At 51.9% G+C, this 16,298-nt stretch carries 15 protein-coding genes; 10 read left to right on the top strand and 5 right to left on the bottom strand.

Annotated features, from left to right (window positions below):
• The first annotated feature begins 62 nt into the window (after positions 1 to 62).
• Positions 63 to 1,211, top strand: coding sequence for a conserved virulence factor C family protein (locus tag TJ79_RS06880; protein ID WP_040949554.1), 1,149 nt, complete (start codon positions 63 to 65; stop codon positions 1,209 to 1,211).
• Positions 1,212 to 1,642: 431 nt separating this feature from the next.
• Complete coding sequence (locus tag TJ79_RS06875; protein ID WP_040949553.1) at positions 1,643 to 1,828, top strand: hypothetical protein; 186 nt, start codon at positions 1,643 to 1,645, stop codon at positions 1,826 to 1,828.
• 1 nt (position 1,829) lies between these two features.
• On the opposite strand, the gene TJ79_RS06870 is transcribed toward TJ79_RS06875, so the two are convergent.
• Entirely contained in the window at positions 1,830 to 3,980 is a 2,151-nt protein-coding gene (locus TJ79_RS06870; protein ID WP_040949552.1) for an alpha-galactosidase, read from the bottom strand.
• Between the two features lie 336 nt (positions 3,981 to 4,316).
• Here TJ79_RS06870 and TJ79_RS25750 point away from each other — a divergent pair, with 336 nt between their 5' ends.
• Positions 4,317 to 4,889, top strand: a complete 573-nt coding sequence (locus TJ79_RS25750; protein ID WP_052339353.1) for a copper resistance CopC family protein — start codon at positions 4,317 to 4,319, stop codon at positions 4,887 to 4,889.
• The gene (locus TJ79_RS06860) at positions 4,886 to 5,980 is read left to right on the top strand and encodes a copper resistance D family protein (protein WP_052339352.1); all 1,095 of its coding nucleotides are present in this window, start codon (positions 4,886 to 4,888) and stop codon (positions 5,978 to 5,980) included. Before TJ79_RS25750 ends, TJ79_RS06860 begins: the two co-directional genes overlap by 4 nt.
• 38 nt (positions 5,981 to 6,018) lie before the next feature.
• On the opposite strand, the gene TJ79_RS06855 is transcribed toward TJ79_RS06860, so the two are convergent.
• Complete coding sequence (locus TJ79_RS06855; RefSeq protein WP_040949551.1) at positions 6,019 to 6,630, bottom strand: TetR/AcrR family transcriptional regulator; 612 nt, start codon at positions 6,628 to 6,630, stop codon at positions 6,019 to 6,021.
• Between the two features lie 196 nt (positions 6,631 to 6,826).
• On the opposite strand from TJ79_RS06855, the gene TJ79_RS06850 reads away from it, so the two are divergent.
• A complete protein-coding gene (locus TJ79_RS06850; protein ID WP_052339351.1) occupies positions 6,827 to 7,996 on the top strand; it encodes a YhgE/Pip domain-containing protein in 1,170 nt (389 codons plus the stop codon).
• Positions 7,997 to 8,095: 99 nt separating this feature from the next.
• On the opposite strand, the gene TJ79_RS06845 is transcribed toward TJ79_RS06850, so the two are convergent.
• On the bottom strand, positions 8,096 to 8,578 hold the full coding sequence (locus tag TJ79_RS06845; protein ID WP_040949550.1) for a DinB family protein: 483 nt from the start codon (positions 8,576 to 8,578) through the stop codon (positions 8,096 to 8,098).
• A gap of 165 nt (positions 8,579 to 8,743) precedes the next feature.
• On the opposite strand from TJ79_RS06845, the gene TJ79_RS06840 reads away from it, so the two are divergent.
• The gene (locus TJ79_RS06840) at positions 8,744 to 9,295 is read left to right on the top strand and encodes a CGNR zinc finger domain-containing protein (RefSeq protein WP_040949630.1); all 552 of its coding nucleotides are present in this window, start codon (positions 8,744 to 8,746) and stop codon (positions 9,293 to 9,295) included.
• A gap of 79 nt (positions 9,296 to 9,374) precedes the next feature.
• Here the strand turns inward: TJ79_RS06840 and TJ79_RS06835 are convergent, their stop codons facing one another.
• Complete coding sequence (locus tag TJ79_RS06835) at positions 9,375 to 9,875, bottom strand: DinB family protein (protein ID WP_040949549.1); 501 nt, start codon at positions 9,873 to 9,875, stop codon at positions 9,375 to 9,377.
• Between the two features lie 294 nt (positions 9,876 to 10,169).
• Here TJ79_RS06835 and TJ79_RS06830 point away from each other — a divergent pair, with 294 nt between their 5' ends.
• From TJ79_RS06830 to TJ79_RS06820, 3 genes are all read left to right on the top strand, one after another.
• Positions 10,170 to 10,613, top strand: coding sequence for a MarR family winged helix-turn-helix transcriptional regulator (locus TJ79_RS06830; protein ID WP_040949548.1), 444 nt, complete (start codon positions 10,170 to 10,172; stop codon positions 10,611 to 10,613).
• A gap of 37 nt (positions 10,614 to 10,650) precedes the next feature.
• On the top strand, positions 10,651 to 12,087 hold the full coding sequence (locus TJ79_RS06825) for a DHA2 family efflux MFS transporter permease subunit (RefSeq protein WP_238322870.1): 1,437 nt from the start codon (positions 10,651 to 10,653) through the stop codon (positions 12,085 to 12,087).
• 131 nt (positions 12,088 to 12,218) lie between these two features.
• Entirely contained in the window at positions 12,219 to 14,078 is a 1,860-nt protein-coding gene (locus TJ79_RS06820) for a hypothetical protein (protein ID WP_052339349.1), read from the top strand.
• A 10-nt stretch (positions 14,079 to 14,088) separates the two neighbouring features.
• Here the strand turns inward: TJ79_RS06820 and TJ79_RS06815 are convergent, their stop codons facing one another.
• Positions 14,089 to 15,090, bottom strand: a complete 1,002-nt coding sequence (locus tag TJ79_RS06815; RefSeq protein ID WP_040949546.1) for an HD-GYP domain-containing protein — start codon at positions 15,088 to 15,090, stop codon at positions 14,089 to 14,091.
• A gap of 445 nt (positions 15,091 to 15,535) precedes the next feature.
• Here TJ79_RS06815 and TJ79_RS06810 point away from each other — a divergent pair.
• Positions 15,536 to 16,298 (top strand): hypothetical protein (locus TJ79_RS06810; RefSeq protein ID WP_040949545.1); only part of this gene is annotated, 763 nt, incomplete at its 3' end.

Here is a 16,298-nt window from a genome sequence, read left to right as displayed (position 1 = left end):
ACCGCAAATATGATACCATAAATGGAAGATGAAATCTTTTCGGCCGCAAAGGAGGGCTTTGTTTGAAGCTAATTTCGGTAGAACCCACACCCAGTCCCAATACGATGAAGCTGAATTTGGACGAAACGCTGCCCGCAGGCATTCGCAGAACGTATACGCGCGATTATCCGGGTAGCATTCCGGACAAGGTGCGAAAAATATTGCAGGTTCAGGGCGTCACAAGCGTCTATCATGCTGCGGACTTTCTCGCCGTTGACCGGCACCCCAAGGGAGATTGGAAGGCGATTCTCTCGGAGGTGCGGGATATTTTGGGGGATGCGTCCGGTGCAGAGGGGGCCGGTTCGGTCAACGTAGCAGAAGAAGGTGCGAATGCAGACGCCGCATTCGGCGAGGTGAGAGTCGCCGTGCAATATTTCCGCGGCATCCCGATGCAAGTACGGGTGTATGCGGAAACGGAGGAGCAGCGGATTGCGCTGCCCGAACGTTTTTCCGCCGCCGCCATTGAGGCCGGCCTCGCTTCCCCCAATTTGATCAAGGAGCGGCGGCTAGAGGAACACGGCGTCCGCTATGGAGAGCTGCCGGAGGTGCTGGCCGACGTAGCCCGGGAGCTGGATGCGGCTTATCCCGATGAACGGTTGACCGAACTGCTCCAGTCGGCGGCGCAGCTTCAGCCCGGCGAAGCTCCCATAAGGAAGACGACTTCGCCCGGCTCTCTAGAGGAAGCATGGAAGAGTGAAGATTGGCGGGTACGGTACGCCGCTTTAGAGCGGGTGAAGCCCGAGCCCGAGCTGCTTCCCCAATTGGAACGGGCGCTGAAGGACCCGCAGGTGTCCATCCGCCGATTAGCCGCCGTTTACTTGGGGGATTTGAAAAACGACGCAGCCATTGATCTGCTTGCCGGCGCGCTGAAAGACCCCTCCCCCATTGTCCGCCGCACGGCAGGCGATACGTTGTCCGATATCGGCGACCCGGCGGCAACACCAGCCATGGCGGAAGCTCTGGCGGATAAAAACAAGCTGGTACGCTGGCGGGCTGCTCGCTTCCTCTATGAAATCGGCGACGAGCGGGCGTTGTCCGCGCTGCGCAGCGCCTTGGATGAGCCGGAGTTCGAGGTGCGCATGCAAGTGCAGATGGCGCTAACCCGCATCGAAGGCGGAGAAGCTGCTGTCGGCTCGGTCTGGCAGCAGATGACCAACCGGGAGCGGGGCTGAAAAGATCAGTCATAACCACCGGCTTAACCAGTGGGTTCCATCAGCCCTATAAGGGCATAGTACAAGGCATCGCCTCAAAGGTGCACTGAAAGAAAATCTGCCAACCGCGACGGACTTCCACAGGCTAGCCCCTTAAGAGGCCACGTTACCTGCCCTTTTTGGCTGACTCCACCGTAAACAGATCAATGAGCTCGTTCTACTCTCGAGCACCTACCAATATGTGTACGTGATTCTGCGTGGGCTTGGGACATCGTTGTGGCGAATACCTGCAAAAGTGCAGGTATTATCCGTAAAATTGATCCATTCGCGGAAATCACTGCGATTGTACAGGTATTTTTGACTAATGATTCCGAATAAAGAGTTTGGGCTCGAAATACCTGCAGCTTTGCAGGTATTACAAATATCCCCTTCATGAGAAGAGCAATAACGGTATGTTTGCAGGTATTCTTCCACTCACTCCCCGCTTCCTGCTCGTTTCAATGGTTCAACCGATTTCAGAGGATTTTCTGCTCATTGCTTTAAGCTTTCCTGAACCCCAGTTAAACGTCAGACTGGGGTTATCTTATACAAAAAGACCCATGGAAAAATCCATGGGTCTTTTTTCGCAGCAGATCTGAGCTACCGTACCGCCTTAATCTGGAATACACGGCTCGCATAGTCTCCGGTAAGTGCCGGGAACGAAATGCCAGCATTCATCAAACGGTCGCCGCCGAAGACGCCTATTCCTTCCACTTCGTATTCCAGGTCCGGGTCCAGCCCTTTCAGCCGCAGCAATTGAGTAGGCTTGAACGGCTCCGCCAAGACTTTAAAGTAGAAAGCCAAAGCTTCTTCGCGATCCTGCGACACGAACATCCATGAGGCTTCTTGAGTTTCGAAGGGGCTGATCAAGCGGTACAGCTCCCCTTGCTGAACAAGGCTTCTCACTTCTTTGTACAATTCGATTTGTTTTTTAACTTCTTCCCGCTCTTCCTCCGAGAATTTGGTTAAATCCAGCTCATAGCCAAAATTGCCGGACATAGCCACGTTGCCGCGCATAGACAACGGAGTAAATCTCCCCACCTGATGGTTGGGAACCGCCGATACGTGCGCGCCCATAGCGCTCACCGGGTAGACAAGGCTGGTACCGTATTGGATTTTCAACCGTTCAACGCTGTCCGTGTCGTCGCTGGTCCACGTCTGAGGCATGTAATAAAGCATGCCGGGGTCAAAGCGACCCCCGCCGCTTGCGCAGCTTTCAAAGAGGATATCGGGATGCGCCGCGGTCAGCCGCTCCATCAGCTCATAAACGCCTAGCATATAGCGGTGGGCGATTTCTCCCTGGTGTTCTGCCGACCAAGCAGCTGAACCGATTTCCGTCAAACTGCGGTTCATGTCCCATTTGACGTAAGCGATGGGAACGGAACTGAAGATCCCGCTTAATGTTGCGAACAGATACTCCCGGACGTCCGAGCGGGACATATCCAGAACGGATTGGGTGCGGGCCAATGTACGGCGGCGTCCCGGAACATGCAAGCACCAGTCCGGATGGCTGCGGTACAAATCGCTGTCCGGCGAGATCATCTCCGGCTCGAACCACAGGCCAAACTTCAAGCCTAGCCTGTTGACCCTCTCCGCCACGTCGCGGAGACCGCCCGGCAGTTTGTTTTTATCTACCACCCAGTCTCCAAGAGACGTAGTATCGTCGTTGCGCTTGCCGAACCAACCGTCGTCCAGCACGAACAGTTCAATCCCCAGCTCGGCTCCGGTTTTGGCGATGGCTTCGATTTTATCCGCATTAAAGTTGAAATATGTTGCTTCCCAGTTGTTCACCAAAATCGGCCGTTCCTTGTCCCGGTGCATGCCCCGAGCCAAACGGGTGCGGTACAGCTTGTGGTACGTCCGGGACATGCCGCCTAAGCCCGCCGCGGAATAAACCATTACCGCCTCCGGCGTTTGGAAACTATCCCCGGCATCTAGCTGCCAGTCGAAGTCGAATGGGTTGAGTCCCATCAACACCCGCACCTTGCCCATGGGGTCCACTTCTGCCTCAGCCAGGAAATTGCCGCTGTAAACGAGGCTGAAGCCGAATACCTCTCCCTGATCTTCGCCTGCTTGAGGACTAACGAGAGCAAAGAAGGGATTCAATTGATGGCCGCTCATCCCCCGTTTGCTACCGATGGCAGTCGTCCCGGGACCGAGGGGGCGCCGCTGCAAATGGGCTTCCCTGGACCAAGCGCCGGCAAGATACAGCGCGTCGTAATTCGGAATATCCATATCGAGGCTGGCGCTCAAGGCACGCAAAAGCCGCAAGGAACCGCTGCCGTTATTGATCAGTCTGGCGGAACGGGCAATGGCGTCATGCTCCGCGAACACTGTATAGCTCAGCTCTACCGTAAGGCCGGAGTAATCATCTCCCAAGATGATGACCAGCGTTTCCGCATCTTCCTCTGACTCCGCATAGACGGCGGGCAGACCTTCCAGCTTAGGCTTGCCTGGGACCACGCGGTAACCCTTATACTTAAGCTCGGAAATCCGGCTTCCGTCAGCCAGCTTGATTTGATAGGCAGGCTCGCGGAAGTCGCCGTTACCGTATTGAGGATACTCCTGTGAAATCTGGTCCAGGTTATCGTGGTTCGGCACGTTCGGCAACCCCTCCAAATTGCGGTCATCCCGCAGCTTGGCCCCCCAATAGAGATGAACCAGATAGCCGCCCGCAACCTGCATCATATAACTGGTATGCGGTCCTTGCAGATGAAAAATCATAGTTTGCTCATGTACATGAACGCTCATTGCGACACTCCTTTATCCAAATGTTCGATCTGGACCGATTGAAAAAGTCCATCCCTTATCTTCGACATACGCCCCCGTCTCTCCTACCTCGGGTATCCTGCCATTTCCGATACGCCAACAAGCGCACCGACTTTTCAGATGATCCATTCTCCGACAGGTTAAAAGAAAGCGGAATTGCCAATAGATAAATAAGACTCAACTCAAGCTTCCATCTATGACATATGTCACAAAATTGATGGAATCAGTCGTCTAAATTGGAAACTTTTTTTGTTATAATCCACTTACCAGCCTTACCCAAAAAAAATAATCCCATTCACTGAAAGAAGGTACGTATCGTTGAAAAAGTGGCTGTTCACCCTCATTCTCCTTGTCACCATGCTCCCATCCGTCGCTTCAGCCCACACCGGTCTGGAAAAGTCGACTCCGGCAGCCGGTGAAACCGTTACCTCAACTGTCAGCGAAATCACTCTTGAATTTGAAGGCAAGCTTGAACCTTTAAGTACCTTCATCGTAAAAAATCAAAACGGAACCGTCAAACCGGCTCAAGTAAACGTAGATGGAGCCATCCTCAGAGGCAGCTTTGCCACACCGTTAACCGATGGGGATTATGAGGTGCAATACAAGATCGTCGGCGCAGATGGGCACACCATAGAGAAATCATATACCTTCAGCATCAAAACTTCCGGTTCCGCACCCAGCCCAAGCACTGTTGTCAGCACAGCTCCTGACGCAAACGTCCTGCCTACAGATAGCCCTGTCGTATCCCAAGCTCCAACAGCTGTACCTGGACCTGCACCGGAGCCTGCATTAAAAGAAAATAACAACCGGGTCACCACCATCGTAACCCTAATCGTAATCGTCGTCATCTTGATCCTGATCACCCTCTGGCTGCGGAGACGTCGAAAATGATCGGCTATTACCTGTCGGAATTTTTCCTCTATTGCTGCTTTGCTATCCTTACGGGCGGCCTGATCCTACGTACCGTTCCTGAGGAACGCAAGCCGGAGGTGCGCATCCCGAGCTTCCTGTTGATACTGTGTACAGCGGGCATTGCCATCCTGTCCTTTTTCCCGGTCTATAAAATCACCCGGTTTTACCAACCGTCCTTCGAAATGGCTTTCTGGCCCATGCTAAAAAGTGTCCTCACCCAAATCGACACAGGAAAAACGTGGATTTGGACGCTGGTGTTTGCCATCATGCTGCTGGTATCCTTAGCTGCAAAGCCGCTGCAGAAAGAAAAAGCGGCCCCCTACATCAGCCTCATCTTCCTCTTTCTTCTAATGCTGGAGTTCGGTTGGGGCAGCCATACGTCCGCTTTTTACGGCTGGAAGGGATTCTTTACCCACACGCTGCATTTTATCGCCGCCATGGTCTGGATCGGCTTGCTGCTTCTGGTCGGCTGGTTCTCTGTGAAACGAACCAACTGGGCCGCCTTTCTGAAGTGGTTCAGCCCGTTATCCATCGTCTGCGTCGTCTTGATGATTGCCGCAGGGATCGGCCTGATGCTGTTCATGGATCCTGATTACGCCGATTCGTGGATGCTTCCCTACGGACAGACATTGCTCATCAAGCACCTGCTGATCATCCCGCTCCTTACCTTCGCCATGATCAACGGCCTGCTGATGAAACGCAGGCTAGCCGCTAATCCTGATTACGACTTCTCACCATGGATTAAGGGAGAGGGCATTCTCGCTCTTGTCGTCTTTGCCGCCACCGCCGTTATGGGACAGCAAAATCCGCCGCACGACGTAGCCTTATACCTGCAATCGGCACCGCCTTCGCGGCTTTTCACTTCCGTTTATAGCGGAACGTTCACACCGGATATGAAGGTGTCGCTGCAATTCGCTCCATCAAGCTTACTGCTGGGAATTACCGCCATCCTCTGTCTGATAGCTATTATCGCCATTTTCCGAAAAAAATGGCCGGTATCCGCTGCGATGATTGCCGGACTCGGCTTTGCGGTATCCGCCTACTTTTCCTTCATGCTTGCCATTGCCTGATTCGAAAAATGAGCCGGAGTCTCATTTGCTTATAGTAGTCACGGCCGCAAACCGACAATGGTGCCCGGTCCATTTAGGTTGATCATCTGCATGATCTGTGCCATTTCTGTGGGGGAGATCTTCATGTCGCTATTTAACCAGTGCTGGATCACCCCCAGATTCGCAGATGCGATATACGCAATTAGAATATCAGAGGGGACCGGCAGGTCCTCTTTTTTTCGATTGCCGAGAAACTTTAGCATAAAGTTTTCCTTGATGACCTCTTTGATTTTTTCCTGAAACGAGGGGTCACCTTTAGGACCCAGCAGTACCTTCATAAACGCTGCGTTATCTCGGAAGTTTTCCAGCAGTTTGAGTACAAACGGCAACATTTTTTTCGTGGACAGTTCCGATTGCAGTTCCGATAGTGGGATGCTTCGGGATCTCATCCCTAGGTCATTCAAGATGGCCAGCACTTCATCTTCGCACTTCTCCAGCAAATCGTACTTATCGCGATAGTGCAGATAAAACGTCCCCCGGTTAATATTCGCTCTTTCCGTCAAGTCTCTTACCGTTAAGGAGTCAATCCCCTTTTCCTCCATCAATTGGGCAAGGGCAACCCGTATCGCTTGCTTCGTCTTAACCATCCGTCTGTCTTCTTTCGGCTCCATCATTTACCCCCCATATTCCTCCAGATATGAACGTAATGAACACTAGCATTCACTGTGTTGAATAATGATCATAATCCGCTGTAATGATTATTGTTTTTCAATAAATACTGATTATAATACACATTATGGCCATTAAACAACGCGTCGTCCATTATTTTAATCATTCCTATCATTCATTTGTAAGGGGGAGAGTTTCATGTTTGGGATCAACAAAAAAAGTCTGCTGTTGCCTCCGATCGTAGCTTTGGTTATTGCGTTCATTTTCTCGCTTGTCTTAATCCCTTCTGCCAAACAAACGCCGAAGCAGCTGCCCCTTGCCATCGTCAACGAGGATCAAGGCGCCATCGGCAAAACGATGGTTGAAACGATTGAAAAAACGTCCCAAGCCACAACCGGCGACAGCAAACCTGTCGTCAAGTGGATTGCGGTTTCCACAACGGAAGAAGCCATAGCTGGGATGAACAATCAGAAATATTACGGTGCTTTAGTCTTGCCCAAGGATTTCAGCGAAAAACAAGCTTCCCTGAAAACGGCGTCGCCTTCCCAGCCGGAAATCGTCATCTATGTCAATCAAGGGAAGAATGCCCTTGCCGCCAATACGGTGACGCAGATGCTGAACGGAATGGTTGACGGCATGAATAAGACGGTAAGCCAGCAGCTGCTGGCGGGATTGAAGCAGCAAGGCGCAACACTGACCGCCGATCAAGCAGCCTTATTGGCGTCACCTATTCTCAAGACCGTGAACCCCGTCAATCAGACTGGCAAGCTGGCTAACGCTCCGGCTTCGCTGTTTCAACCGCTTTGGATGGCAAGTTTGGTGGCTGCTGCAATCATGTGGATGAACGTGCGCAAGACCGAAGCCTCCACTAAGAAAAAGTCGCTTAATCATAAAGGGATTCAGATTCTCGCAGGTGCTGTTGCTGCCCTTGTGACTGGCTTTGGTTTGACCTGGTTTGCCGAGGGTATTCTGGGATTTGATTTCCCTTCCTTTTCGGACACGGCGATCTTCCTGTCCATCGCCAGCTTCAGCTTCTTCTCGATTATTCGGGCGGTACTGGAATGGCTTGGCTTTGCCGCATTGCCCGTCTTTGCTCTCGTGCTGTTCTTTGGCGGACCACTGCTCGCGATGGCACCTGAGATTATGCCCGCCTTCTACAAAGATTGGATTTACGGCTGGCTGCCGATGCGGTTCATGGTGGACGGACTACGTGAGCTATTCTTCTTCGGCAAGGGGCTAAGCTGGAGCCAACCGACTGCCGTCCTCGTCTGGATCGCAATCGGAAGCATCGCGGTGTTCGCCCTTTCCGTTTTCAAGCCGAAGGCCAAGGCCGCTGCCGACAAACCGGTTGCCGTAAGCGCGGAATAACTTTGTTAGCGGAAATTAACTCTGCAGTAGCAAAAAAGATCGAGCATGGAGGCATCCGCCCCTGTTCGATCTTTTTCATTATATCACTATCCGTTTGGTTTATCGGCGCGCCGGCCACGATCCTTGCAGCTTGCGCAGCAGCACGATTTGCCCGGTATGATAGGCGTCGTGCAAGACGAGACTCGTCGCCCATGAGCCTACTTGACCGCTGCCTAGCGGCTTTTCATAATCAGCCTCCATAAGCTTGGCCAGTTCATCCCTCAGTTTGCGGTGAACGGCGAACAGCTTTTCGGCAAGCTCTCCCCAACTCAATTCTCCCCCATGATCTTTAAAAAACGTATCCTCGTTGGTGATGCCGGAAGGATATTCCGTTTCCTCACCGGTCAACCGGTAAAGTAAACGCTCCTTGTAAAACAACAAGTGGCGAACTGTCTCCCGAATCGTGTTGGCGGCAGCCCCAGCTGGCTTCCAATCCGCCTGCTCTTCCGTCACTCCTTTCAATACTTCCCCAAGAGGCGGATACCAATCTTCCTTATCCAAATTAAAATCCCATTGGTTAAGCAACTGCTCCATTTTCTCCATTTCGGCATCTCCCTTTAATCATGTAACTAGCATAAATGTTTTAAGTGGTTACACCCATACCTTACCAGAATCCTACAACCAGCACAAGTAACTAGCAAAACAAAATTTAACCTGTTACAATCAAAACCGATACAAGATGATGGCAAGTGAATCGAGGGTATGGTTATGCTTTGGGATGATTTTTTGAATAGCGAGTGGCGGGAATGGCGGGCAAATGGTGCTGTTCATGATTCGTTAACCGATCCGGAATGGGTGAAAAAATGGTTGTCTGACCATCGTCTTTCCGTTTACCGGCCCCCGAACGAAGATGAATTGGCGGAGTTGAAGAAGCTGCGCTCCGTGCTTCTCCAAATGGTATACATCCTGACGGCGGGAAGCCGCCTTTCCAGTGATGCCATGAATGAATTGAATACCGCCATGGCACAGGGATCCATGGTCCGCCGCTTGACGGAAACGGATGAGGGCTATCGATTAGAGAGCGCCCCGCTAAAGCACGATTGGCATCAAGTGCTGGCCGATATCGCCGCATCCTTCGCCCAGACTTTGGTTGAAGGAGAGATATCCCGAATTCGGGTATGCGACAATCCTAACTGCTTGTGGGTGTATTACGACAGTACCCGCAATCGTTCTAAGCGCTATTGCTCCGACGCAGCTTGCGGGAACCTCATGAAAGTCCGCCGTTTTCGCGCCCGGCAAAAGGAAAATAAATCCGAGTAAGTGCTCAAGCCTCATATAATATAAAAGCCCGCGAAGCGCAACCATGCGCACGCGGGCCTTTTTCAGCCAAATCCTTCGATTAATTAAAAAATATGTAGTCCGTATTCACACCACTGTAACCCAACTGATGCAGCATGGCACAAATCATCCCACGGTGATAGGTGCCGTGATTCACCACATGTCGCACCAGCTCCGATATCGGCGTTTCCAACGGTCCGAACCGAGGGTGTTTCGAAATCACGATTCGTTCCAGATTGTCTTCTGCCGCCAGATATGAGGAATACCTCCCCGCCATATCCGCGAATACCATCTCCAACTCAGGCAGTGTCAAATATTTCAACTCGATCATCTCAGCTTCCGTTTCCGCCAAAATGTGCTCGTATGTTTTCCCTTCCAGGACGCCAAACCAGATCCTATCGATATAGCAAATATGCGCAAGCCCTTGCTGCAAGGTAGGAAATGCGCTTTTTATCTCGCGGGTAAAGATTTCATCCGGCAGTTTCTTCATGTGGTCAATAACCCGGTGATTCGCCCATATATGATATTGATATAAGTGTACCACTTGCTGCGGATCCTTCATTATTTTCCCTCTTTACGATTTAATGGGTTCCATACTTTTCCTATTATAAGTGTATTTTTTTCGGGTGCAACTATACATATTTGTCTTATTAAAGCGCTTACTTCCAACTAATTTTAATCGCAATCGTTTTCAAATTTTGCTTGAAGAATGAGGGTTTGATCAGTAGGGAAAATTGTAAACGTTATCTTTAATGAAATGTTTTTTTACCTCCCTTTTTAAGTTGACAACACAATTGATTTGAAAGATAATAGTTCGCATGCGAAACTTTGAGTGCTAACGGAATGAGGGGAGCATTTGGATAGGGAGCAGCGCATTACGAACATTTTTCAGTCGTATCGGGAGGTCAATAAAGTCTTTTACCACCTCATGTTGAATGTGGCTCAAGAGCACGGGATCACGCCGATCCAACTCATGACACTGCGCATTTTAAAAGAACAGCCGCAGGCCGGGCTGTCTTTTTTGGCGGCAAAACTCAATCTAAACAACAGTACGACATGCGGCATTATCGACCGGATGGTGAAAGCCGATCTGGTCACCAGAGAACGCAGCGGCACTGACCGGAGAGCCGTCAACCTTTCCCTCACGGATAGAGGAAAAGCGCTATGGAACGAGACTGAAGCGACTCGAATGAAAATGTTCCTGCCTCTGCTTCAACTGTCCGTGGAAGAAGAGAACGAATTTCACCGCATTCAACAAAAAATATTAAGCATCCTAAGAGATGCTCGGGAGGAAGTGTAGAGTGAATACAGTCGGAAACATCCGCAAGGGCCCCATTATGGCATCCTTGCTCATCGCCGCATTCGTATCATTATTGTGTCAAACCTTACTGAATGTCGCTTTCCCCTCAATGATGAAGGACCTGAACGTGGGCGAAAGTACCATCCAATGGCTGTCCAACGGCTACATGCTGGTAAACGGCGTACTGGTGCCGATTAGTGCCTACCTCTTCAACAAATTTTCAACACGCAAATTGTTTAACATCGCCGTCATTCTCTTTGCCATCGGCACAGCGGTTTGTGCCTTTTCGCCAAACTTCGGCTGGCTCTTGGCTGGGCGCCTCATTCAGGCAGCCGGCGGGGGCATCCTGATGCCTCTGATGTCCGTCGTAGTTCTGACGATTTTCCCCGTGGCCGAACGCGGCAAAGCGATGGGCCTTATGGGGATCGCCATGATCTTTGCTCCTGCCGTCGGCCCTACGCTTTCCGGCTGGATCGTCGAGCATTATGACTGGCGGGTGCTATTCTACATTATCCTGCCCCTTGCGATCTTCGCAGCCATCTTTGGCGCCATCTTCATGCGGGACGTGATGAAGAACACCGATCCAAAGCTGGACTTCTTCGGTACCGTTCTTTCTACAATCGGCTTTGGCGGGATTTTGTACGGATTCAGCGAAGCCGGATCTAGGGGTTGGGACGACTCCGTCGTCGTTACCTTCCTCATTGTCAGCGTCATCGCCATCGCGCTTTTCATCTGGCGCAGCCTAGTGACGAAGACGCCGCTTTTGGAACTGAAAGTCTTTAAATACCCGATGTATTCGTTAACGACGCTGATCAACATCATCATAACCATGGCCATGTACTCCGGCATGATTCTGCTTCCGGTTTTCCTGCAAAACATCCGCGGCTTTTCGCCTTTGGAATCGGGCCTGCTCATGCTTCCCGGTGCGATCATTATGGGCATTATGTCGCCGATAACCGGTGCGATTTTCGATAAAGTCGGCGCCCGTTGGCTGGCTGTAACCGGTTTGATCATTACGACGATCTGCACCTATGAACTAAGCCAACTGACGGCAACCACCACGTATAACCATATGATGCTGATCTATACCTCCCGGAGTTTCGGGATGTCCATGCTCATGATGACGATCCAAACCGCCGGGATGAACCAACTGCCTCGCAAACTCAACGCCCACGGTTCGGCTGTCAGCCAGACCTTACGGAGCATCTCAGGCGCATTGGGTACCGCCCTCTTGGTCACCCTCATGACCAACAAAGCGGCCTCCCACGCGAAAGAACTTATTATTGCGGGCCATGTGGATGTAACGGATAAAGCGAAAATGGCTGACATCAGCGCACAAGCTACCATTTTCGGCATCAACCACAGCTTCGTCGTCGCCACTTGGTTGACGGTGGCAGCCCTTGTCCTGGCTTTCTTTATCAAGAGGGTCGTTCCTCATGAAGAGCCAGTCGTTACGCCGGTAAAAGAAGCTTAAGATTTGCAAAAATACACGGGATGGACGAGGTTAACACCTCCGCTCCATCCCGTTTTTGTTAAGATATAAGAGAGTAGATATAGAGTGGAAAATGATGCAACACACCCCTTTTATCCGGAGGCTTCCTCATCATGCTCAATTCATCTAATCTGAATGCGGCGTTTTTGCATCCGACGCCGCCTCATCCCCTGGACCAATATCCCTTTGACCTCGGCAGGTCCGTCATCCGACGGCTAAGTGAGCAGAAGAATGGCCGGGAGTTCACTCAACAACTGCTTGCCGAAGCGGCCCGCTATGACCGGGAACCGCTCCCCCCAATCACCTATTCCTTGTTCCAACTCTTTGAAGAAACCGGCGCTCGCGATCAATACGAACTTGCCTATTTCTCCAGACGGGGGAGATTGGCCGCCTATACCATCCGCTGTCTGCTGGCGGAAGCCGCCGATCCCGCTGCATTCAGACCGCTGGAAGAAGCTATCTGGGATATGTGCGGCGAATATACCTGGTGCCTCCCAGCCCATCTTTCTCCAAACAACGGCCTTGCGGCCGCCGAACAGGTCGATCTGTTTGCAGCGGAAACGGCCCATAGTCTGGCGGAGGTGCTTTACCTGCTGGAGGACCGGCTTTCACCGAGAATCAAGCAACTCATCCGAAGGGAGATCGAAAGACGGGTCTTCCGCCCGATCTTCACTCTATCTCATAGCTTTGGCTGGGAAACCGCCACTCACAATTGGTCAGCGGTATGCGCAGGCAGCGTTGGCATGGCCGCTATTCTGCTCGTCGATGACCGGCAGCAGCTCACTTCCATGTTGGACCGACTTCTCCCCGCCCTCGACTGCTTCTTGTCCGGGTACGGCGACGATGGCGGCTGTGCCGAAGGCGTCGGCTACTGGGAATACGGCTTCGGCTATTACGTATATTTTGCCGAGATGCTGTACGCTTTTACCGGCGGCACTATTAATCTGCTGGGAACGGAAAAAGCTCGCGCCATCAGCGGGTTTCCCGCTAAAGTCAATCTGTCCGCCGATTGCTACGCCAACTATTCCGACTCGCCGGAAAAAGCCCGGCTGCACCCCGGCCTGCTCACCCGTCTTTTGGAACGGACAGGATCCGGCATTGCGGCGGGCGGATTGCCCGGCTTCCACGACGACCATTGCTACCGCTGGGCGCCTTTCATCCGTAATCTGGCTTGGAGCCGGATGGACGATGCCGCGATGCTAACAGCTGCCTTGGGAGCTAACGATACTGCGGGAAAAACCATATATTTCACCGACCTGCATTGGCTGGTGGACAAGAGGATTGTGAGTGGCAAACCCGTCGCTTTTTCTGCCAAGGGAGGCCATAACGAAGAGCCCCATAACCATAACGATCTGGGGCACTTCATTCTTCATGCTGTGGGCATCAATCTGCTGAACGATTTGGGCCACGGCCTCTATACGAAAGATTACTTCGGATCGGGGCGCTATCAAATCCTGAACAATTCCTCAGCCGGACACTCCGTGCCGGTTATTAACGGGCTGCACCAGGGAGACGGGCCGCAATATAAAGCGGGCGTTCTCGGATGGCAAGAATTGTCGGACGGAGCTGCCATGCAATTGGACTTAACTGAAGCCTATCCGAAAGCAGCCGGTCTAGAGGGTTTCATCCGCAGCTTCCGCTGGCAAAGCAGCGGCCCCGCGGCAAATATCTGCAACCTGATCTTGACGGACGAACTGCAGTTTCGTGATCTTGCAGCGGCAGGCAATGTGGAAGAACGGTTTATTAGCAGTATCTCTCCCTATTCTGACGCCTCTTCCGTCACCTGGAGCGCTCCCGGGGCAGCTCACCTGACCGTCGAGTTCGACCCCGAAGTTTTGGCGGTGGAAATTGAGCATCAAACTATAGCCGGTCATGCCGGGGAGCCGATTGACGTTTTCATAACCAAACTGAGGCTCCTTCATCCCACCAAATCATGCAAGCTGGAACTGCCCTTCACACTGAATCTGATCTAGATATGTACACTTAAACAATAACTTCCTGGATATGAATATCCCGATCTCGGTTCAAATCGAGGAAGGTTTCGCCGATTTTGATCAGCGGATGCGTATCGTCATGCGGGTTGAGGAAAACGACTTCACCCCAGCGGCCATCGGTAAGCATCACCCGCTGCCCGATAAGATGCCGGTTCATATTATCCAGGAACACTTTTAGAATCACCGGGTCCAGTTCGCCAAACATCCCGTCACGCATGGACGTAACGACTTCATGATAGGGCAGCGCTTCATGATACGGCCGCCTTGAGGTCATGGCATGAAAGACATCTGCAATGGCCACAATCCGACTCAAAATATCCAATTTGCGTTCCTTCAATTTCAGGGGATAACCCCCTCCGCTTGACCGTTCATGGTGCTGCAGGGCAACGAGGGCGACCCGCGGCGAGATGCCTACCGTGTTTCTTAATATCTCGTAACCATACAGCGTGTGCCGCTTCATCTCTTCATATTCAGATTTGGTCAGCTTGTCTGGTTTCAACAAAATATCGTCGGGGATCATCAACTTGCCCACATCATGCATTACGGCAGCCAGTGAAATAAGGCTGATCTCCCCTTCGTTAAGCTTCATCCATTTGCCGATCAGGGTAGCGAGTACCCCCACTCCAATGCTGTGCTTGTGGAGATATTCATCTTTAGCTTTTACGGTTTCAAACAACTGATAGACATCCGGATTCTCCGACGTCTGTTGTACGATGGGAATCAGCTCATTTTTGATTTCGAGCAGTGGAACCTTCTTCGTCGTCTTGATCTGGTTGAACAACTCTTTCGTCCGTTCTGTCGCCACTTCCACAAGGGACTGGTAAACGGTAGGCTCCTGGTCCGACATCAGGGCAATCCCCGAATAATCGATACCATGTTGCTCCAGCAGCCTTAAATGATCTCGGTCCAGCACAAAGCGAGCAGGTACAATCACGAGTCCTCTGTCGTTCACAATATCGAATTTAACTTTTCTTCCTAAAAGATTCTTCATGGACAAGAATCGTCACCTCGATCGACAGCATCCTGAGTTATGAATAAATAATATTCCAATTTATAGTATATCAAGGAAATGGATATTTTTGTACAAAATAATCTGATTTTGTCGAATGTTCAACTGTTCCTGCACCTCCGATCAATGGTCTTCTCTTGAGTTGATTTAATCCGAGTTATTCGCTATACTACTAAAAAACAAACCGCCATTTGCCTATGATGAGTATCCAACTCGGAGGCGTTATCGCCAAGGCCTTCTCTCTCCTCTTTATCGGCAGAACGATCGCCTAAGTTAACCGGACCGCCCGTTAACGCGGAACCAAAGTGGATCGGACCCTATTTAAGGATCGGTCAAGTTGGGTGGCACCGCGAGCGAAGCGCTCCTCGTCCCATACGGATGAGGGCGCTTTTTGTATTTTTAACGAGCGAAAGGGAGTGCGGCAGCTATGTTGGACATCAAATGGATTCGGAATAATACGGAAAGAGTGCAGAAAGCGGCGGAGGGAAAAAAGATCCCCCTCTCCGTCAAGGAGCTGCTGGCCGCGGATGAGCGGAAAAGGCAGTTGCAGCAGGAAGCGGAGGCGTTGCGGAACCGCCGGAACACCCAGACCCAGGAAATTGCGGCGCTGGCGACTTCGGGGGATAAAGCCGGAGCGGAACGGATGAAAGAGGAGGTCCGGGAGCTCAATCGGCACTTGCATGGGGTAGATGGAGATTTGGCCGAGGCGGAAAAACAGTTTGCGGAGCTGATGGAGCTCGTGCCTAACGTCGTCTCGCTGGATACGCCGGAGGGTGAATCGGACGCCGACAACGTCGAAGTGCGCAAATACGGCGAACCACCGGTGTTTGATTTTACGGCGCGGGACCATGTGGAATTAGGCGAGCTGCACGGCCTCCTCGACATTCCACGGGGCGTCAAGACGGCAGGCAGCCGCAACTATTATTTGAAAGGCGCAGGCGCGCTGCTGCACCGGGCCGTTCAGCAGTTGGCCGTCGACCTGCTGCTGGCAAAAAGCTTCACGCTGCTGGAGGTGCCGGTTATGGTTCGCCCGGAGGCGCTGGCGAACACCGGGTTTTTCCCGCTTGGGCGCGACCAGGTGTATGAAGTCGCCGGAGAAAATAAAATGCTGGCCGGCACGTCCGAGGTGCCGCTGGTCTCGTACTACGCCGGCGATATCATCGACGTCGGGACGCCGCTGCGCCTAGCCG

This window comes from Gorillibacterium massiliense (assembly GCF_000455485.1).
Classification (GTDB): Bacteria; Bacillota; Bacilli; order Paenibacillales; family NBRC-103111; genus Gorillibacterium; species Gorillibacterium massiliense.
This window is presented reverse-complemented; position numbering and strand designations above follow the sequence as displayed.